Source organism: Pseudomonas sp. YuFO8, assembly GCF_035065025.1.
GTDB lineage: Bacteria > Pseudomonadota > Gammaproteobacteria > Pseudomonadales > Pseudomonadaceae > Aquipseudomonas > Aquipseudomonas putida_AE.
This window is the reverse complement of record NZ_JAXDEQ010000003.1, coordinates 167,440-185,980: the sequence shown is the minus strand read 5'-3', so window position 1 is coordinate 185,980 and position 18,541 is coordinate 167,440. Positions and strand designations below refer to the sequence as shown.

The 18,541-nt window shown below is 55.8% G+C and carries 26 protein-coding genes; 22 read left to right on the top strand and 4 right to left on the bottom strand.

Going from position 1 to position 18,541, the window contains the following annotated elements:
• Positions 1 to 5 precede the first annotated feature (5 nt).
• The gene (locus SOP95_RS04345) at positions 6 to 572 is read left to right on the top strand and encodes a hypothetical protein (RefSeq protein ID WP_323606320.1); all 567 of its coding nucleotides are present in this window, start codon (positions 6 to 8) and stop codon (positions 570 to 572) included.
• A gap of 135 nt (positions 573 to 707) precedes the next feature.
• Positions 708 to 863 carry a hypothetical protein gene (locus tag SOP95_RS04340; RefSeq protein WP_323606319.1) on the top strand — a complete coding sequence of 52 codons (156 nt, stop codon included), beginning with the start codon at positions 708 to 710 and terminating at the stop codon, positions 861 to 863.
• A 105-nt stretch (positions 864 to 968) separates the two neighbouring features.
• On the opposite strand, the gene SOP95_RS04335 is transcribed toward SOP95_RS04340, so the two are convergent.
• The 3 genes from SOP95_RS04335 to SOP95_RS04325 form a co-directional block, all read right to left on the bottom strand.
• Positions 969 to 1,283 carry a hypothetical protein gene (locus SOP95_RS04335; RefSeq protein ID WP_323606318.1) on the bottom strand — a complete coding sequence of 105 codons (315 nt, stop codon included), beginning with the start codon at positions 1,281 to 1,283 and terminating at the stop codon, positions 969 to 971.
• Positions 1,280 to 1,564 (bottom strand): hypothetical protein, encoded by a 285-nt coding sequence (locus SOP95_RS04330; RefSeq protein WP_323606317.1) that lies wholly within the window; start codon positions 1,562 to 1,564, stop codon positions 1,280 to 1,282. The genes SOP95_RS04335 and SOP95_RS04330 overlap by 4 nt, the downstream gene beginning before the upstream one ends.
• Positions 1,565 to 2,171: 607 nt before the next feature.
• On the bottom strand, positions 2,172 to 2,846 hold the full coding sequence (locus SOP95_RS04325) for a polysaccharide lyase family 7 protein (protein WP_323606316.1): 675 nt from the start codon (positions 2,844 to 2,846) through the stop codon (positions 2,172 to 2,174).
• 568 nt (positions 2,847 to 3,414) lie between these two features.
• Here SOP95_RS04325 and SOP95_RS04320 point away from each other — a divergent pair.
• From SOP95_RS04320 to SOP95_RS04310, 3 genes are all read left to right on the top strand, one after another.
• Positions 3,415 to 3,735, top strand: a complete 321-nt coding sequence (locus SOP95_RS04320; protein ID WP_323606433.1) for a DUF1654 domain-containing protein — start codon at positions 3,415 to 3,417, stop codon at positions 3,733 to 3,735.
• 187 nt (positions 3,736 to 3,922) lie between these two features.
• Positions 3,923 to 5,107: a hypothetical protein gene (locus SOP95_RS04315; protein ID WP_323606315.1), complete on the top strand. Its 1,185-nt coding sequence runs from the start codon at positions 3,923 to 3,925 to the stop codon at positions 5,105 to 5,107.
• A 2-nt stretch (positions 5,108 to 5,109) separates the two neighbouring features.
• Positions 5,110 to 6,243 (top strand): hypothetical protein, encoded by a 1,134-nt coding sequence (locus tag SOP95_RS04310; protein ID WP_323606314.1) that lies wholly within the window; start codon positions 5,110 to 5,112, stop codon positions 6,241 to 6,243.
• A 238-nt stretch (positions 6,244 to 6,481) separates the two neighbouring features.
• Here the strand turns inward: SOP95_RS04310 and SOP95_RS04305 are convergent, their stop codons facing one another.
• Positions 6,482 to 7,384 carry a S24 family peptidase gene (locus tag SOP95_RS04305; RefSeq protein WP_323606313.1) on the bottom strand — a complete coding sequence of 301 codons (903 nt, stop codon included), beginning with the start codon at positions 7,382 to 7,384 and terminating at the stop codon, positions 6,482 to 6,484.
• A gap of 67 nt (positions 7,385 to 7,451) precedes the next feature.
• Between SOP95_RS04305 and SOP95_RS04300 the strand changes: the two genes are divergently transcribed.
• From SOP95_RS04300 to SOP95_RS04220, 17 genes are all read left to right on the top strand, one after another.
• Positions 7,452 to 7,688: a hypothetical protein gene (locus tag SOP95_RS04300; RefSeq protein WP_323606312.1), complete on the top strand. Its 237-nt coding sequence runs from the start codon at positions 7,452 to 7,454 to the stop codon at positions 7,686 to 7,688.
• A gap of 268 nt (positions 7,689 to 7,956) precedes the next feature.
• Entirely contained in the window at positions 7,957 to 8,421 is a 465-nt protein-coding gene (locus SOP95_RS04295; RefSeq protein ID WP_323606310.1) for a YmfL family putative regulatory protein, read from the top strand.
• Between the two features lie 259 nt (positions 8,422 to 8,680).
• The gene (locus SOP95_RS04290) at positions 8,681 to 9,382 is read left to right on the top strand and encodes a phage regulatory protein/antirepressor Ant (RefSeq protein ID WP_323606309.1); all 702 of its coding nucleotides are present in this window, start codon (positions 8,681 to 8,683) and stop codon (positions 9,380 to 9,382) included.
• A gap of 11 nt (positions 9,383 to 9,393) precedes the next feature.
• On the top strand, positions 9,394 to 10,167 hold the full coding sequence (locus SOP95_RS04285; protein WP_323606431.1) for a helix-turn-helix domain-containing protein: 774 nt from the start codon (positions 9,394 to 9,396) through the stop codon (positions 10,165 to 10,167).
• A complete protein-coding gene (locus SOP95_RS04280; protein ID WP_323606308.1) occupies positions 10,167 to 10,943 on the top strand; it encodes a replication protein P in 777 nt (258 codons plus the stop codon). Before SOP95_RS04285 ends, SOP95_RS04280 begins: the two co-directional genes overlap by 1 nt.
• On the top strand, positions 10,936 to 11,145 hold the full coding sequence (locus SOP95_RS04275; RefSeq protein WP_323606307.1) for a hypothetical protein: 210 nt from the start codon (positions 10,936 to 10,938) through the stop codon (positions 11,143 to 11,145). Before SOP95_RS04280 ends, SOP95_RS04275 begins: the two co-directional genes overlap by 8 nt.
• Entirely contained in the window at positions 11,136 to 11,438 is a 303-nt protein-coding gene (locus tag SOP95_RS04270; protein ID WP_323606306.1) for a nuclease domain-containing protein, read from the top strand. The genes SOP95_RS04275 and SOP95_RS04270 overlap by 10 nt, the downstream gene beginning before the upstream one ends.
• A gap of 106 nt (positions 11,439 to 11,544) precedes the next feature.
• Positions 11,545 to 11,976 (top strand): VRR-NUC domain-containing protein, encoded by a 432-nt coding sequence (locus SOP95_RS04265; protein WP_323606305.1) that lies wholly within the window; start codon positions 11,545 to 11,547, stop codon positions 11,974 to 11,976.
• Positions 11,973 to 13,253 (top strand): tyrosine-type recombinase/integrase, encoded by a 1,281-nt coding sequence (locus SOP95_RS04260; RefSeq protein ID WP_323606304.1) that lies wholly within the window; start codon positions 11,973 to 11,975, stop codon positions 13,251 to 13,253. Before SOP95_RS04265 ends, SOP95_RS04260 begins: the two co-directional genes overlap by 4 nt.
• Before the next feature lie 19 nt (positions 13,254 to 13,272).
• A complete protein-coding gene (locus SOP95_RS04255; RefSeq protein ID WP_323606303.1) occupies positions 13,273 to 13,590 on the top strand; it encodes a hypothetical protein in 318 nt (105 codons plus the stop codon).
• A 3-nt stretch (positions 13,591 to 13,593) separates the two neighbouring features.
• Positions 13,594 to 14,157, top strand: coding sequence for a hypothetical protein (locus tag SOP95_RS04250; protein ID WP_323606302.1), 564 nt, complete (start codon positions 13,594 to 13,596; stop codon positions 14,155 to 14,157).
• 162 nt (positions 14,158 to 14,319) lie between these two features.
• Complete coding sequence (locus SOP95_RS04245; RefSeq protein WP_274643401.1) at positions 14,320 to 14,679, top strand: hypothetical protein; 360 nt, start codon at positions 14,320 to 14,322, stop codon at positions 14,677 to 14,679.
• 132 nt (positions 14,680 to 14,811) lie between these two features.
• Positions 14,812 to 15,144 carry a phage holin, lambda family gene (locus SOP95_RS04240; RefSeq protein WP_274643402.1) on the top strand — a complete coding sequence of 111 codons (333 nt, stop codon included), beginning with the start codon at positions 14,812 to 14,814 and terminating at the stop codon, positions 15,142 to 15,144.
• A 3-nt stretch (positions 15,145 to 15,147) separates the two neighbouring features.
• The gene (locus tag SOP95_RS04235; RefSeq protein ID WP_323606301.1) at positions 15,148 to 15,342 is read left to right on the top strand and encodes a DUF7940 domain-containing protein; all 195 of its coding nucleotides are present in this window, start codon (positions 15,148 to 15,150) and stop codon (positions 15,340 to 15,342) included.
• A gap of 386 nt (positions 15,343 to 15,728) precedes the next feature.
• A complete protein-coding gene (locus SOP95_RS04230; RefSeq protein ID WP_323606300.1) occupies positions 15,729 to 16,052 on the top strand; it encodes an HNH endonuclease in 324 nt (107 codons plus the stop codon).
• A 167-nt stretch (positions 16,053 to 16,219) separates the two neighbouring features.
• A complete protein-coding gene (locus SOP95_RS04225; RefSeq protein ID WP_323606299.1) occupies positions 16,220 to 16,711 on the top strand; it encodes a terminase small subunit in 492 nt (163 codons plus the stop codon).
• Positions 16,712 to 16,822: 111 nt separating this feature from the next.
• Positions 16,823 to 18,400, top strand: a complete 1,578-nt coding sequence (locus SOP95_RS04220) for a terminase large subunit (RefSeq protein WP_323606298.1) — start codon at positions 16,823 to 16,825, stop codon at positions 18,398 to 18,400.
• Positions 18,401 to 18,541: the final 141 nt, after the last annotated feature.

Genomic DNA, 18,541 nt, shown 5'->3' with positions numbered 1-18,541 from the left:
CCTTTATGAAAGAAGATCTACTCGTTCCAGCTATCGTCGCCCTCGTCGTTGGCCTGATTGCAGCCGTTGTGTCTCTGGTTGTCTCTATTCTTGCAAAGGACCAGAAAACCTCAGAGTTTCGGCAGGCGTGGATTGATGCCTTAAGGAACGATGTCTCTCAGTTGATAGCGCAACTTGGGATCAAAATGACCACCACAGAGATTATCCAAAGCAAATCAACGGAACAGGTCGATGAGTATCTGCTTGCTCATCAGGAGGATTATGTGGAGATCGCCATGCTTATCTCTCGAATTCGACTGCGTCTGAATCCGGATGAGCATGAAAAACTGATTCATCTACTGATAAGCATGGACAATTTCAACGACAAGGGCATGGGAACCAGGATCGAGACTATATCGGTCGAGGCACAGCAAATTCTGAAAACGGAGTGGGATCGGGTGAAGGTGGGTGAGCCATCATTCGTCTGGTTGAAGAGAATTTCAAAAGCTGGCTTCTTCTCTGTTTTGGCTATTGGCGTAGGAGTGTGCGCTGCAGTCGTATCTGACCAGATCGGCACTTACTGGAGCAGGTGACAGAATTTCGTCCCCTATATCCTGATGAATCAACTGCAGGCTCTTCCGATGAAAAGCCGGCGACACGTTTTGGGATAGCTCGATGACGTGTCGCGGTGCGGCAACCAGCGGCGCGGACTTTTGAGGGCCTAATCCATGAAGATGATGAGTCATCAGCGTGATTGCCTCACCCTGTTCCTCGATACCGCTCCAGGCCATCATCTCAGTGAGCGCTTGGCGCTTGCCGGGCAGGCAGTGCAGCCTGATTTCCTCTTCGCCGCGCTCCTTCCTCTTCGCCGCGGCTTTCGCTGAGCGATCCGCATTGCTCTTGACCATGGCCTGCCTCTTCAATTCCGTGGGCTGGTAGATCCAGCCATGTCTGTCGTCGGCGCTGGCGCACCTGGTTGCTGATGCGTCTCACGGCGGCCCCGGGAACTTTATGTTGTTCTCGCGGGCGATGAGCCTGGCGCGCTTCGTTTCCATGCCCATCTCTTTCGCTGCTTGAATGACAGTCTTGCCGGCGTCGGCCAGCTCCTTCAGCCGAGGCGCCTGCTTGTTGCGCCCGACCCGCAGCTTGTTGCTGTGGGAGGTGCCGAACATGGCGTCATTTTCGCCGGTGACGCCGGCGGCAACTTCCTGCACCTCGCGACCTGCGCCGAAGAAGTGATCCAGTTGCTGGTTCAGGTTCGCGATTATCGAGTCCCGTGGGTTGGGCATTGGTACGCCGATCATTTCCGATCACCTGACAGCGAGAGCTTGATGCCGTCGGCGCGCGCTTCCAGTACCTGGGCCAGGTTGATCGCTTCCTTCCACGTCCAGCGGAACCCCTTCACCTTGCCGGTGGATCGCTCGACGATGTGATAGGCATGGGTGCCCTTGGCGATGACCTGGAAGCGAATCTCTTGCAAGGGCTGCTCCTTGCCAATCATGGCGTAGAACGCGGCGGTGGCGATGCTTGCACGAGCGCGCAGGGCGGCAACCCCGTCGACTCGCAGTTGAAGTGATGGATGCATGGCGATTCCTCGTTGGGGTTGCGTGTATTCGTCAGCACTCGGGCCTCCTGCTGGTTGCCGTTGGGCGCAGGGGAGAGTACTGACGGGTAGACGCAGGCGTAAAAAAGCCCGAGATCACCCGGGCTTTTGTTGGTGTCACGAAGACCTCCCTACGTGAGCGCCTCCCAGGCCCGCTACTGGCGACAGCCTGGGTTTGAATCATCAGCGGTGACCTTGAGCTTTTGGGGTGGCCTACCGGTTGCCCGGTTGGTGCGCGGTGACACCGTCGGCGCAGATGCCCGCTGCCTGCCAGGGTGAAGGGCGCAGCCTTCAGGCTTACTGCGCCACGCAGGTGAAGCGGTCAACGCTGCATTGGTGCAAACCCTCCGTGCTTGAGATGGAAAAACCATTCCGGTTAGGTGCAATTTGTTTCCGGTCCCGCTGGATGCAGGGGGCCGCTTTGCGCGGTGCAGAATCATCCGCATCGGGGTGTGATCTGCATGACGTTTCTCAGCCGTTGCTCTCGCGCTGGCTGGCGGTACTCAGATCACACTCCGATGCGACCTGGTGCTGGGGAGTACCAGGTGCTCGGGCAGTTATCGTCAGGCTGACGTGGCGCTGGTTGGTCTTACCCGTGAGTGATGGATAGATCACTGATCACGCAAATCGAAGCGTCCTCAGGATCGGTTGAATCGGAGTAGTCGATCTGGTTGTATACGCCGCCGTGGAAAGCGAGAGTCTTCGTGTCCCAGGTGTTGTCGAGGCGCATGATCGCGGAGGTGGATTTGGCGCCGTTGCAGCTCGCAGATACCGATATAGCGCCGCTCGAATTGGCGTGAATGTTGATTTTGAAGAGTGCGCCGAGAGGCACGTTTTCCAATACCGTCGAGTTGACCGGATCGTCCTGCAGGTAGCTCGACCGGAACCCCATTGTGATTTTGCCCTTGTTCCAGAACACCTTTACCGGAGGGCGTTCGGAACCCTGCACATGAATTTGGCCGATCACGACCTTCTGCAACGAATTGACCTTCGTCAGCCGCATATCTTGACGGCACCAATGGTCTGCGGCACTGGCAAACAGCCAATAGCCAGGCTCTTTCCATTCACAACGAGTTCGATGGACGCTTGTACTGGAAGCGCCAAGGGTTGGCGCTGTCATCTGCAGCGATCCGTCGGGAAGCATCGAGATGACGCTTGGGCATTCGATCAGCGCTCGCCAACCGATCAAGTCGAGGGAGATAGGGTTCGCGTCGGAAATTGGAAGCGGGGTAGCGATGGTGAAGTTGCTGATGTCCACAGTCATTGTCGATTCCTTCTTGCCCGTTGATTTCCCGTCTGGCCCTGTCGCCAAGGCCAGCCAGTGAAATCCGTTGTTGCCGTCTCGCTACGCTTACTTGGGTCATTCTCCAGTTCGGTATTCCTCGTCCGCCGCAGGTTCTCCCTGCGTTTCCTTCCAGCGCCAAAGTCACTCCCGTGGCGGTAGGTCAGATCGGATCGCCGGTCACCAGCAGAGGCGTAGCGGCCAATCGTTAGGTTTTGTTGAGAGCCTTTGCATCGACCCTCCCTGTCCTTGCCGGACAGGAGGCCCCACTGTTGTTTCCGCAGCGGGAGCGTGTTTTAAGTTATTAAAGAGCTTGGGCCTTCGCCCCGGCAGCGCGGTGCTACGTTGCAATGAGGTGAAATTTAGCTCCAGGCTAAAAACCAGTCAATAGCTCATGGCTAAATATATTTAGCTGGGCGTGAAAATTTGACACAACGCTTGGGAGGCGCCGCGTCGACAACGATGTAACAGGATGGCCTTTACCTTCGGCTTAGCACTGAGCTATGATTTTCTAATGCTGTACATACATACAGCTATTAAGGGATGGCTGATGACCGCCGCACAAAAACAAAAGCAGCAAGAACGGAAACCGATGTCTGGAATAGAGCGTCTGAATCTCAGGGTTTCGAACATGATCAATCACCCGATTGCTCAGGATCAGCGATGGGTTACGATTCATCGACTCGATACTGACGGTGATCGGGAGTGGGAGGAGGTGATGGACGTGCTGTCCGAGGTGGACGGGATAGAAATGACGTTCAACGACGAGGATGAATCAATCACGCTGAGGTGGGAGGCGTCACCTGGGGACGATCATCAGGTTGAGGCGCACGATGAGTTTCTGATGGTGGAGGAGGTGGCGCCTTTTTGAAAGGGAAAGAAAAGCCCGCAGGGGCGGGCTGTTTTTGCACACTAGGTGCTGATCCTTCTGCTGCGATCAGTGTAGTTAGCGCCTCTAACGCCATTCTGATCGCCATGAGGGCTATTTACTAGTCGACACTATTTATAGATAATCCCATCGATACTCTTCTAATCGAAAAATGACTTTCGAGACCTCCATGCCCTTCCCACTGATTACGCTTGAAGATAAAAATAGTAATTGTATCTCTATAATGGGTACGATGACTCTCTCTAAATATTTGGCTCTCGTAGAGAATGCATACAGCGAACAAGGAGGATTGAATGGACAGCGTGCTCCAATTCGCACCAAAACCGGATTGAAAATTCGAAGTCGGTTGGTAGAAGATCTAAAAAAAGGTGCGGTGATTCCTCCAATCGTTATTGGTGCGGTGAGTAAGCCTGCTATCCTCAATCGGCTAAAGAAGCTTAAAACTTCTGCCGAGTTAATAGCGGCACTGCTAGAATCAAAAATCGACTTGTCAATTATTGACGGTATGCAGCGTACTACTGCTTTGTTGGAGGCAAAGGAGGAGGGCGGCATAGAGCCAATGGTTCGCGTTGAAATATGGCTTGCCCGGAAAGTGGAGAGTCTGATTTATCGAATGTTGGTTCTTAATACCGGTCAAGTTCCGTGGGATCTCAAGCGACAGTTGGAGACTCTTTATCGCCCAATAATCGCGAAGATATCATCAGAAGTTAAAAATATTCGCGTCATTGGGCTTGATGAGAATAATCGTAGATCCCAGGCTCGGGAATATCGAAGCACGCGTATTATTGAGCTTTTTTTAGCTTATACATCTAGATCTATTGATGTTGATATTAGAGAGCGAGTTGCGGAAGAGTTTGCGAAAATTGATATCACTGAAGCTACTTCTAGTGATGCATTTTTTCCATTGTTTGTTGATACAATCAAAATTATGGCTCAGGTAGATCTGCAATTCGATAGAGTTACGCGAGATTTTGTGGTGTTTGAAGAGGCAAAAGTTAAATCAGGCCGAGATATTTTTACTTCGGCGCCTGCGTCTATTGGCTTTGTTGTCTCAATTGCTGAGAGGCTGTTAGGATCGCCCGGCTTTGACTATGATTTGAAGTCGGCAGAGGCAGAGATAAAGCAGGTCAAACAAAGCGCGAATGATCTAACTAAGTACATGGCATCTCTATCCAGCGAACAGCTTGCTGAGTTTATAGATTTAGATACTTTGAATCAGATGCTGACCGCAAAATCGAGCCGTATTGGTGAGTATGAACGGAATTTGTATAAGCGGGCATTTCTTCTTATGTTGTCTAAGACTCCCCAACTAATTGCTCAAGGCTCTCTATCGCCTTGCTGGAAAGCGAGATAGTTTTGTCGATTAATATCAAAGAGCTTCTAAGCGTCAGTCTTCGTAATTGGGTTGGCTCAGAAATGATTGCGCCAGACGGAGTTTCTGTAGCTCAAAAATTCTGGGTGAATCCGGTTGATGAACACGACCCGGAATTCAAGGCTTTGGTATCTGAAGGGATAGCCAAGATAGAGTGCACGCGAATAGTTGATAGTCTCAAGCATGATGCGTTGCTCTACGTACTCATTGAGGACGACTCCGGGAGGAAGATTTTTATAAGCCACTCATCGGGAGTTTTGCCGGAATTTAGAATGGATGACTCATTCTCGGAGTTTCTAGATGGTGAGTTGCATTTTTTGCAGTTTGCATATTTAGTTACAAGGTTTAATGTACCTGCTTTTCAAAAAATACCTCATTCGCTTGTGGATTCGCTACCTATTTTTGAAGACGATTTATTGCCTTATTTTCCAAGGGTGTATGTTTTTGATCTTAAAGGTAGTGCAGGTTATGATGATATGTGGGTTGTGTGCTTAAAAGCTTCTTTGCTTCTGGAGCGAGGGCAGTCTTATGTTGCGGATTTTTATTCGCATATAGTTGAGGTGGCACTTTCAATACCATCCGATGGGCATGATTGGATTTTTGAGCAGCTATTAACGGCAATACAATCTAGCAGGTTGATAAGTTTCTATCTTGAGCTTTATAAGATTTTTGAGTTCTTTTTTCCGCTCGATAGTATTTTCAAACTTGCAGACCGACTTGATTTCTATAACTCTGAGCTAGAGCTTTTGGGGCATTGTCGTGGAGCTTTGAGTTGGAATGTTAACCACCAACGTGGCGCCCGGTCCGCGCTGGCTTATGCAACGGTTTCATTTGCAGAGATATGCCTTGATGAGCAATATTGTGCGTCGACATCCGAAGTTGCGTTTAAAGAGCGTGCTGCAGAGAAAATGACCACAGCACGGCACTCATTAACGCATCAAGATTTTAGATCAGTTGCAGTGTCGTCTGGTGAGTTGCATCGGATGACTCTTGCGCTTCTGGTTTTTCTTCAGGATGCCTTTAAAGAATACTCTTCGCGGCGGAAAGAAAGGGGGGGACGGAAAGCTGCGTTGTCCCTAAGAGGGGGCGCTAGCAAAGTCGGAATTCAAGAAGCCTAAGTTTCAATGGTTTCAAATGTAAACTCTCAAATTCACCACATTCGTATAACCTGGCAACCGATCCTCAGTCTCCTCAAAACCCACGGCAATCTTCATTAACTCGCGAGCTCGTCTTCATGGCCGGCTTCCGAGAGCTTAGTACCTCCTGGAGTAGGTCGACGTCAGACCATTTAATCAATGCAGCATCCCGTTTCAGGTCTTGACGTGGCAGTTGGCCGGGGGTAGTGAGGGGAATCACTTACGCCTTCCGGGCATTCCAGATGAGCAGAACTTTGGCGTGAATCGTCACATCATCGATTCTGGCTGTCTGATTCTCATAGTGCTGATTGTCCGAAATCAGTCGATAGTGATCCTCGTCCAGGCGCATCAGTCGCTTGATATACAGCTCTTGATGCCAGGTCAAAACGTAGATTCCCTCGCCAATGAAGTCTTTCACGCCTTTGTCGACTATCACCAAGTCTTTGTCATTGATGGTTCCCTCCATGCTCTGGCCCCACCCGTTGATCATCGCCAGAGCCGTCTTAGAAGTGTAAGTGACGCCTTTTTCGCGAAGGATCTCTTCGCGAACCACCAAGTTGCGCACTACTTCGCTGTACTCGGGCGGGACTTGTCCGTGCCCCATCGCGGCGCGGATGTCGTACTGAGGAATGAGGATCTCTTCATTTGTCGGGCTCAGACCGGCGAGACTCGACGGGAGATAACCAGTGGGGCCGTCTTCTGGCTCTTCTGCCGCGGCAACTATTCTGTCTCGCGCCTCCATGGTCAGCCCCCTGACCTTCGCAAGCATCTGCTTGATCTGATCCGAGGCAGAAGAAGCCGATTCAACAACTTTCAAAGGATTCGCTGACTCGGCCTTCTCTGGTTGAGGGTGCGTAAACACCTCGTCGACGAGCATCGAGTCAAACCAGCCGCGCGGCAATTTTTCAACGGCCTCGATGCGTCGAGCTACGTCGTCGCCAAGGTTCTTGGCAGTTTTGTCCGAAAGAATCTGGCTCAGATGAGCAGGGGCCATCCCCCAGCGCTCGGCGCAGGCCCCTTTTCTCTGGCTACCGATCAATTTGACCAGGTTGTGTTTGCGAATCGCGTAGATATCCATGCGCGCAAGCATGCCAGTGTTTAGCTGAATGCTAAATGTGCTCATAGCTAAATATTCCTTGCTCATAAATTAGCCCTAAGCTAAATTTATGCCATGCGTAAGGAGAAACCATATGAGTGAGCATCTTCGTGACTGGCTTGCTAGCGCTACAAACGATCGCCGCCAGTTAGTTGCAATCGCCGCAAAGACCACGGTCGGCCATCTGTGGCAGCTTGCGGGTGGTCATCGTAAAGCATCCGCAGAGCTTGCTGCGCGCCTTCAAGACGCATCTGGCGGCGAGATCACCATCGCTGGTCTCCGTCCCGATCTCGTCGACCTCGCTCATAAAGTGTTGCGAGGCGCTGCTTAACTAGCTGCGAACGGAACGACGCAGTCGCCCGTTCAAACTCTCGCGGCTCTTCATGACCAAGCCACTCTCTTAGCCGACTCGCAACCGTCCCAAACCCGGGCCAAAGCCTGAGTTGAGAAGACAAGGGAAGGGTGGAGGCCAAGGCGACGACCAAGCAGCATAGGGCGGATATCTCGCCTTGTAGTTCGGAAGATTCGGTCATGGATGCGTCCTTGATCATTTCGGTGATGGCATTTTGGCCGTATCAGTACAAAGGAAAAACTAGGACATGAAAACGCCCGTACTAGAGACCCGTCGCCAAGTGATGGCAGCCGTGTCCAGCGCCTTCCCGGGCGGCATGGACTGTGCGGCGGCTCGTCTTGGCATCAAGGACAAGCGCCTCGAAAACCAGATCTACGAGACGGCAGGCTGTAAGCCTTTGAGCGACACCGAAATTTTCGTCCTGGAAAGCGAAACCAAAACCGAGCATCTGCCGAACTACATCTGCGCCATGTACGGCGGTGTGTTCGTGCGATTGCCCGAGGCCGGGCAGCTGGATAACGTCGACCTGTACCAGCGTTCTCTGAATGCCTCGGCACAGCGCGGCGCTTTGGACCAGATGGTGGCGACCGCGTTAGAGGACGGCGAGATCAATGCCCCAGAAGCCAAGAAGATCCGCGCCCTGCATGCCAAGTACATGTCAGCCAGCCTTGAGGCTGTAGCCGCGGTGATCGAGCTACACAAGGCCCGGTAAGCAATCGCAACACAGTGGCCGAGACCGATGAGCAAAAAAGGTGACGCTGGCAGTTAAGCCGCTCGCACCAGGAAGACCATTAGGGAAAAGGAAATGGACGGCAAAACATCAGGACGTGTGTGGACATTGAACGCTGTGGGCGGTAGCTCATCCGGCGGGCTTCGTCGCGACTTTGGAAAAGGAACTGCCTGAATCGCAGGCACAAAAAAGCCGGTGGCTAGACCGGCTTCTTCAAAACGCAAAACACTGAGGGGCCAGTATGAACACGATCGTCGCTCCAAGCAATACGATCACCATGTCGAGCCGGGAGATAGCCGAGCTCACAGGAAAGCAGCATAAGGATGTTATTCGCGACATCCGTGTGATGCGCAAAGCCCTGGCTGTTGATGGCGCAGATCTGCGCCATCTCCACGAGTTCAAGGATGGGCGCGATTACACCGCCGAATTTCGCCTCGACCGGGTTCTGACCGAAACCCTTTTGACCGGCTACAGCATTCCGCTTCGCCATCGTGTCGTGACACGTTTGAGCGAACTAGAAAGCGTGTCACGACATGCTGTCACGGTTCCGCAAACTCTCCCTGAAGCCCTAAGGCTCGCGGCGGACCAAGCAGAGCAAAACCTTCAACTTCAGGCCGTCATCCTAAAGCAGGCGCCGAAGGTCGAAGCGTTGAATCGGCTCGCCAATACCCATGGCTCGGTATGCATCACCAGCGCAGCCAAGCAGCTCGGCGTGGCGCCTCTGCGGCTATTCAAGTGGCTAAGCGACAACCGCTGGATCTATCGCCGGACCAGTCACTCCAGTTGGTCTGCGTTCCAACCGCGCCTGTCGTCCGGACTGCTTGAGCACAAGCTGGTGAAGGTCGGTACCGAGCGCGAAGAGCTCAAAGTCGTCGAGCAAGTCATGGTCACTCGCCGCGGCATCACCACCCTCGCCGAACAAATCCAAGGAAACTCGTTGTGAGCGTTCAAGCAATGTCCTGGGCGCTCTCTCTGCCCACCGAGTCCCTGAAAGACTCAAGCGCGCGTCATGTGTTGCTGTGCCTGGCCAACTATGCCGGATCGAACGGCGCTGGTGCATTCCCGTCGGCGTCGACCCTGGCGCAAGACACCGGGCTTTCCGAGCGCACCGTTCGTTACAAGCTGGACGATCTGGAGAAGTCCGGACTCATCCAAAAGGGCAATCAAGCCATCGCCGCCGTGCACATTGATCGTCATGACCGTCGTCCAGTTGTTTACGACCTTCAACTATCGCGGGGTGCAAATCCTGCACCCCGTACAAAACGGGATGCAGATGACGCAACGGGGTGCAGTTCACAACAGAACGAGGTGCAGCCTGGAACAGAACGGGGTGCAGAATCTGCACCCAATCCGTCACTTAACCATCAGGTAACCGAAGAGCAGCTGCAGCGCGAATTGGCCGATGAGATTTCTCGACAGGACCAGGTCGCCGTCGATGCGCCGGATGATCGCCAACGCTTCGCCATGTTCGCTGCCTGGGAGCCGAATGTTAAATCCCTGTCCGACCAGATCACGATTGCTGGTCTGCCTGCTGACGCGGTGCCTGACGCCGCCGTCCGTGCGTTCAAGGGTTTCTTCGTGGCCAAGCCCGCCACCATCGACTCGGCTGCTGGCTGGTGCTTCCGGTTGGTGCAGTGGGTGAAGCGCGAACGCGTCAAGGCGTCGGGGCAGGGCAAGGCGCCTGATTTCGATAGCACCAGCTGGGCTGACGACCTTGGAGGTCTGTGATGAACGCACCCGCGAAAAAGCCGACCGTTAAAAGCGCCACCATTCTCCTGCAAACCATGGGCAATCTGCCGCCGGTTGTTCCCTCGGTGCCGACTCAGCTCGCCCCAGGGACCGCCGAAGTCGTCAACGCTCTGTTCAAGGAGCTCAAGGCCATCTTTCCGGCTTGGCGTCAGGCGTGGCCAGACGACGAAACCCTAGACGCGGCGAAGCGTAGCTGGATCAAAGCGTTCATCGCCGAGGGCATCAACCAGATCGAGCAGATCCGGTACGGCATCCAGAACTGCCGAAACCTCGGCGGTGACTTCGCGCCCAGCGTCGGAAAGTTCATCAAGTGGTGCCAGCCCACCGCTGAAATGCTGGGTATTCCTTCGCACGAAAAGGCCTTCCGCGAAGCCCTGGATAATTCGCACCCGAGCCGGTTTGGCGAGCGCACCTGGTCTCATCCGGCCGTACGGCATGCCGCGCTCCAATGTGAGATCCACAACCTTTGCGATCAGATTCCCGAGATAGCCAGCAAGGTTTTCGATCGGGCTTACGACATCACGATTCGCAGGCTGGTGAAGGGGCTTCCGCTGGAAGAGATCGCCGTTGGTATCGGACACGATGGTCGCAAGTCCCAAGTCGAGTTGGCCTCTGAGCTGACCGAACGAGTTGCGCAGGCCCAGGTGTCGCGGATGGGCATTCCCGCTGACGGGAAGTCCGCCCGGGAGCAGCTCCTGCGCCGCTTCGGGTTGACGCCCTCGCCGCGTGCCGTGGGAGGCGATCATCATGCCTAACCCGTATCTCGCGCCCACTGACCCAGCCGAGTACCGCTTTGCCGTGCACAGCTGCGGCTACAAGTGGGACCTGGGCTACCAGCCTGATCGCGCCGTGGCGTTGTTCGCAGACTCGGCAGCAGCTCTGCGGTTTGGCCAGTCGATGTGGCCATCCACCTGCGAAGTTATCGATATCACAACAGGGGAGCGGGTATGCGCGTGACCTCGAAGAAACTCCGCGCCTCAGCCAACGGCCAGGAATGCACTGTGCGCCTGACGGGCATCTGCAATTTCAACCCGGCCACCACCGTGCTCGCGCATCTGCCGTGCGGGCAGAAGGGCATGGGCATGAAGGGTTTCGATACCGTCGCGGTGTACGCGTGCAACGCCTGCCATGACGTGATCGATGGCCGTGGCGCCGGCGACGTTGATTGGCAGGACATGCCACGCGCCATCGCCGAAACGCATGAGGCCCTGATTCGGGCCGGAATACTGACCGTAAAGGGGGCTGCATGATTGACCCAATGACTTTGCTCGTCCTGATGATCCTCGCCAGTTGGGCGCTCTACGAAGTGTGCCGCTGCCTAAATGACCGGTACCGGAAAGCGCGTGGTGACCGTAAATGAAGCCGGTAGCCATGAAGTTGTTCAAAGCCCCGGCCACCCGCGCAAAATCAGTCGATCGTGAGGGGCTGGAGCAAGCGGCTTTGATGCCTGAGCTGCGCGCCCGCATGCCGGAAGTCGCTGACCTGATCTTTCATGTCCCCAACGGCGGGCATCGCGTCAAGGCGGTCGCCGCGAAGTTGAAGGCCCAGGGTGTGAAAGCCGGAATCCCTGACCTGGTCCTGCCGATGGCCCGCGGCGGGTTCTTTGGCCTGTACATCGAATTCAAGGCCACCCCGCCGTACGATGCCGCGATCTCGGACAGCCAGCACGAGCGCATTCGCAAGCTCAATACTCAGGGCTATCTGGCGGCGGTGTGCCGCGGCCACTTCGACGCGATGGAGCAGATCCGTGCCTACTTGCGCCTCGCGCCGACCGTGGTGGCCGCATGAGCGAGACGATGCTGACCACCTTTTCGGACGCCGAGATCCGCCGGCAGGCCGATAACCTGCGCGTGCGGGACATGCGCGACGCGCGGTACCCGGGCGTGTATTTCCGGTTTCACCAAAACCGCCAGCGCGGGTCGTGGCACCTGGTAGTCGGCAAGAAATGGGAGAAGATCGCCGGCTTCCCGGAGCTGCCGGCGAAAGGACTGATCAGTGCGCTGCCGAAGATTCGTGAGCGCCTGGCGGCCGATCCGAAAGCTTCTGCCGCCGCCGGCACATTGCAGACGGTCGGCCAGCTGCTGGACTGGTTCATGGTCCGTCAGTCGACTGAGCGGAGCCTGTCGGCCAAGCGCCGGGCCACCAATACCTCGATCATCACCTGCCACCTCAAGCCACGCCTCTGTGATCTGCTGGTAGACGAAGTCGACCGGTCATCCCTGGACAAGCAGGTAATGTGGCCGATGCAAGCCGAAATGTCACTGTCCTATGTCCGGCTGATGTGGGGCGTGCTGGTGGTCGCCTTTCGCCAGGCCGAGAAGCTGCGCCTGATCGCCAAGAATCCCATCGCCGGGTTCAAGTTCACCGATTTCACCAAAGCCCGCATCTTGCCGAAGCCGTCCCGCTTGCGCGCAGTGCAGCTGGAGGAAGTCATCGAGCAACTGGCCGACGGTTTCGATCAGCACCCGCAAGACTGCATGCTGGCTCTGATGATGCTCTGCCATGGCACCCGCGTCGGGGAAACTCGCATGGCCCGGTGGGTACACCTGACCCTGGGTGAGCAGGGCGAGTGGTTCATCCCGGCCGAGAACACCAAGACCCGTTGCGAGCATCGGTTGCCGATCACCCACCAGGTCTGCGCGCTGCTCGAGCGGTACCGGGATTGGCAGTCGGCCAAAGGGTACAAGGGCGCCTACCTGTTCCCAGCGCGCAGCCGTGGGCCGATCAGCGACAGCCAGGCGTGTGCCGTGTTCACCCGCCTGGGCAAAGGCGAGTGGACCAGCCACGACCTGCGCAAGGTGGCCCGTACCGGCTGGACAGACCTTGGTGTCGACTTCCTGATTGGCGAGATGCTGGTGAACCACACGATGACCCGCAACGTGCAGACCTACATCCACACGTCCGCCGAACAGCTGAAGCGCGATGCGTTGAACAAGTGGCACGAATGGTTAGACGGGAAGGGCTTCGACCTGATTCACCGCTCGACCAAGACTAGAAACGGAAATTCGCAGAATGCCGTCGAGGCCTTGAATGGCGCGGCCTCTAGCCCAATCACGAATCCATAAAAGGCGAGGTTTAAAAACGATGAAAAAGCAGCATGGCCCCGCCTTTGTGCGCTGCCTGATCCCGATGACTGATTGCCCCTCATGCCATGGCGCCGGCTTGATCCAGGGTGTCTTCCACCAACTCGAATGCATCGGCTGTCACTCGTCCGGGTTCGTCCGTGCCGAGACGCTGGAGCCGTTACTGATACATGACCTGGTGGTTCAGCTCGGCCTGAAGGTACGCAGCCTGACAGCACAAATGAAGAAGCTCGACTGCTCGGCGCCCAGCGCTGAAGCCAAGCACTACCAGCAAGACAATACGCGCGGCGCTGGCCGCACGACTTTCCGGGGGGATTGAGTCATGGGCATCTATAAAGACGTGATGGGCACACTGGTGCGGGTGCTGGCTGCCGACAACATCGACAACAGTACGAAGCAGTCCTGGCAAAAACTCATCGATGCTGATCTGCGCTCAGGCGGTACCGGCAGTTCGCTGTCAGTGCGCGACAAGTTCGATTACGAGTGCTGCCTCTATGCGCTCCTGCATCGTCAGCTTGACCCAGCGCAGTGGGATGTATTGGTCGCCAAGTACTCGACACACAAGGCCAACAAGGTCGCAGCCATCGGCCGCCTGGTGACTCGGATGGTTTCTCCCGCGCCGCAGTTGTTCATCTATAAGGCGCTCACAGCGTGGGCCATCCCGAGACTCAAGGGTGTCCAGTCTGGCAAGCGCTCCACTGACATGATCGTGCTTCCGGCTGAGTTCTACGACATGAACACCTGGGACATTGAAGGCAAGCCAGAGTCGACGCGCCGACGCTGGAAGACCGGCATCGCAAAGCGTCTTGAGTCGTTGGAGGAGGCTGCAGTAATCCATGCGACTGAGATATTCGATCGGGAAGAAATCTTCATCGACGCCGCTTGACGTAGTGGCGGAATGATCATAAATTAGCCCCATCATGTCGATCTTGCGCGTTATGAGAGACGACAAAAAAAGCCCAGCCAATCGCTGGGTTTTTTTGTTGGAAACTCCTGTCCTTGGTAGTGGCCAATTGATATATTCCCGCCCTAATTTTAGGAGGGACCCATGAAAAAAGCCGCTATCGCCCTACTTCTTGCTGCTGTTGCAACCTCGGGCTGTACTATTCGTGTTGCTGACATGACCGTCGCGAGCACGAAGAACTACAACATCAATGCCTCGAAATTTGTAAAGGGCAAGCGCGTCACTGGAGAGGATAATTACCCAGTGATTATCTTCCCAACGGGGATCCCAAACATGAAGACAGCAATGGATAACGCCATCCAGCAAGACACCTGCGCAGTAGGCCTGACGGATGTGGTCATGAGCCAGTTGAACCATTCCTTCTTGGTCGGGATGATTGGCTTCCGCGTTGAAGGCGACTTGGTCATCGACACATCTCGTCCCGGGTGCGAAGCACGCGCTTAAGACATCAAGAAATACCGAAGCCCTGGCATTTGCCGGGGCTTTTTCGTTTTCGGCTCCACCACACCCATCGCTCCGAGCTGGGAGTGATGTTGGGGCCGAACCTATATCGCTCCCCGCAAGGGAGGACGCTGGATGCCACATATGCCAGAGAAGAACCCAGAAACATGGCTCATCGTCATGGCCTGGCTTAGCCAGCATGCCCCGATGTTCTATGCCGCGGCGCTGTCGTGCTGGATTGCCTTCCTCCGCGTCATCTACGGCGGCGGGGGGCGACGTCAGGCCCTGCTGGAATCCTGCCTGTGTGGTGCGATCACAGCCGGAGCATTCCCGCTGCTTGAATATTTCAACCTCCCATCGAGCCTTGCAGCTGCCGTTGGCGCCTGCATCGGCACGCTCGGCGTGAAGAAGGTTGCAGCCTTGGCTGACCGATTCACCGACTTCAAATTGCCCAAACGGCAGGAGTGATCCATGCAACTGATCGACAACTGGAAACAAGCGCTGAGCATGACCAGTGTTCAGGCGGGCGGCGCTATCACAGTGCTGGGCGTGGCTGAGCAGCTGATGCCGCAACTTCAGGCTGTGCTGCCACCGGTGGCCTACGGCGTACTGGGTCTGCTGGTGATGATCGCCCGCGTGGTCCTACAGCCGAAGCTGGTGAAGTGACAGTTGAAACCAATTACCAATCAGGCCTTAGGAAGACCACAGGAGAGTCGGCTGTGATGGGGTGAGAAAGCACTCCATTCAGTTGACGGCAATGGCTGTCTGCCTGTTCAGCCTGTAAGAAATTTCGATTCACTGCCTCCCCTGTACGAATGTCGACGATTCGGTAGTAGAAACCGTTCGAAACTCCGTGGGCGGGTCGTTTTTGCACGATAAATACTTCCCCCATCATCTGGCCCCCTGTTGGTCATCCATACACCTTAATCCCTGATGTGCATTTATCAAGGAAGGTGGATGAATGGGAATTTCGTAAAGCTGGAAGATCGATCAAAGCATTCGTCGCGACACGTTGCGCGAATCAGAAAATTGTCGCCAAAGGTCAGTCATGCATGCCTCGACTCAAAACACTCCCGCCTCGCATGAAACAACTCGAAGGCAGGTCCTTCGCCCTGCCAGTTGGACCGGAGGGTGAAGCAGGCTGGGGGGCAGGGCGAGGAGGGCGTCCTTGGCGCCGTAAGCGCGCCGCAGTTCTTTTGCGTGATGAGTACACATGTCGGGCTTGTGGCTTGGTAACGCTACAGCTGGAGGTGGATCACATCGTGAACCGCGCTCGCGGTGGGTCGGACGATGAAGAGAACCTCCAGGCGCTCTGCATCCCGTGCCACAAGCTGAAGACTGCCGCCGAGGCTGCCGCTGGAGCAGGGCGAGCGTGAAGTTGCGACGCCTTTCCTGCAATTGAGAATCGTTGTCGATTTCGCTTGCGGCACGCCAGTGCCCCACCCCCGAGGGAGGGGGCGGGTCAAAACCGTGGGAGGTTTAGCCTCGGCCACCACTCGCCCCCGCACGGACAGATTTTTTCCCCCACACAGGTTTTTTGTTAATGGCGTTAACAACCAAGCAGCGTGCTTTTGTCGACGCTGTGAGGAGAGGTGCGTCCAACAAAGACGCAGCGATAGCCGCAGGATATGCGGCCTCCAGCGCTTCGGTGGCCGGTTCACGATTGGCCAAACACCCGAACGTTCTCGCCGCATTGGCCTCTTCACCCATTAACAAAAATGTTAAAGCCGGCCCCAAGCCGGTCAATGAAAAACCGCCGGCCGAGGACCTAGCCCGGGGTGATGCCGAATCCTCCTTCGACTTTTCCAAGGCGATGACATTCACCGATCCAAAAGCATTCTTGATCGCGACCATGAACGACTACGACGCGGACGCGAAGCTTCGGGTCGACGCAGCGAAAGCGCTCATGCCGTTCATTCATCCGCGTAAAGGTGAAGGCGGCAAAAAAGAAGAAAAGGAAGATGCCGCGAAGAAGGCTGCCAAAGGCAAGTTCGGCGCTGCACCTCCACCCCCTCATTTGCGATCGGTGAAATAAGTGAACGAACCCACCTGGGACACAGCGTGCCCAGACTGGGAATCGCGAATCATCCATCGACAATCGCTGGTTCCGTTTCCGCCTCTGTTTCCAGATGAGGCGGCTGCGTGCATGCAGGTCCTGAATGACCTGCGGATTGTCGACGCACCGGGTAGCCCGCTGATTGGCGAATCCTGTGCGCCGTGGATCAGTGACCTGGCCGGCGCTATTTTCGGTGCCTACAACTCCAATACCGGCGAGCGGCTGATTCAGGAGTTCTTTCTCCTTATCAGCAAGAAGAACGCAAAGAGCACCATCGCTGCTGCGATCATGCTCACGGTGCTGATCCGGAACTGGCGCCAGTCAGCCGAGTTCATCATCTTGGCGCCGACGATCGAGGTGGCGAACAACGCCTACGCGCCGGCCCGCGACATGGTCAAACATGACGAAGAGCTGTCGGCACTGCTGCATGTGCAGGATCACGTTCGGACGATCACGCACCGCGAGTCCGGCGCCACGCTTAAGGTAGTAGCCGCTGATCAAAACACTGTCGGTGGGAAGAAGGCCGCTGTCGTCCTGGTCGACGAGCTTCACTTGTTCGGCAAGAACCCGCACGCGGCCAACATGCTGCGTGAAGCCACCGGTGGGCTCGCGTCTAGGCCCGAAGGGTTCGTGATCTATCTCACGACACAGTCTGACCAGCCCCCGGCGGGCGTGTTTCGCGAAAAGCTCCAGTACGCCCGGGGCGTGCGTGACGGCACGATTGTCGATCCGAACTTCCTGCCGGTGATCTACGAGTTTCCGCAAAAGATCCTTGAGGCTGATGATCACCGAAAGTCCGAGAATTTCTACATCACCAACCCGAACATGGGGTACTCGGTTAGCGAGAAATTCCTGATCCGTGAAATGAAAAAGGCGGAGGAGGCCGGTGAGGCTGAAATACTGGGCTTTATGTCCAAGCATCTCAACGTCGAGATCGGACTCGCGTTGCGCTCCGATCGGTGGGCAGGCGCTGATTACTGGGTCGGCGCAGCGGAAAAGAAGCTCACCCTCGATGATGTAATTGCCCGATGCGACGTCATCGACATCGGGATCGATGGTGGTGGCCTGGACGACTTGCTGGGCTTTGCCGCGGTGGGCCGGGACAAACGAACCCGTGACTGGCTGGTTTGGACTCACGCCTGGGCGCATCCCTCGGTGCTGGAGCGAAGAAAGGCAGAAGCCCCTCGTTTTCACGATTTTGAGAAAGACGGCGACCTGACCCTGTCAAAGCGAATCGGCGATGACGTGCTTGAGGTGGCTGACCTGGTTGAACAGGTGGAAGAGTCGGGCTTGCTGGACAAGGTCGGGGTCGACCCTGTGGGTATTGGTGCGATCTATGACGCGATGATTGAGCGCGAAATTCCCCCGGAAAAAATTGTTGCCATCAGCCAGGGCTGGAAGCTCGGCGGGGCGATCAAGACGGCGGAACGCAAGCTCGCCGAAGGCGGGATGAAGCACGGTGGCCAACCCATGATGGCCTGGTGTGTCAGCAATGCGAAAGTCGAGCCGCGCGCGAACTCAATCCTGATCACCAAGCAAGCCAGTGGCTCGGCCAAGATCGATCCCTTGATGGCTCTATTCAACGCGGTGACCTTGATTTCTCTGAACCCCGAAGGCCGGGGTAACGATGACTTCATGGCCGCCATTAGGAACCCGATCATCGTATGAACCCATTGCACGTATTCATTCTGCTCGCGCTGTGCGGGTTCGGTTCGGCCGTTGCAGGCGTTTACGTTCTGCAAGGCTTGGGCTGGGCGCTAATCGCCGGAGGCGTTGCGTTACTTCTGATCGCTGGATTTGTGCGTAAGG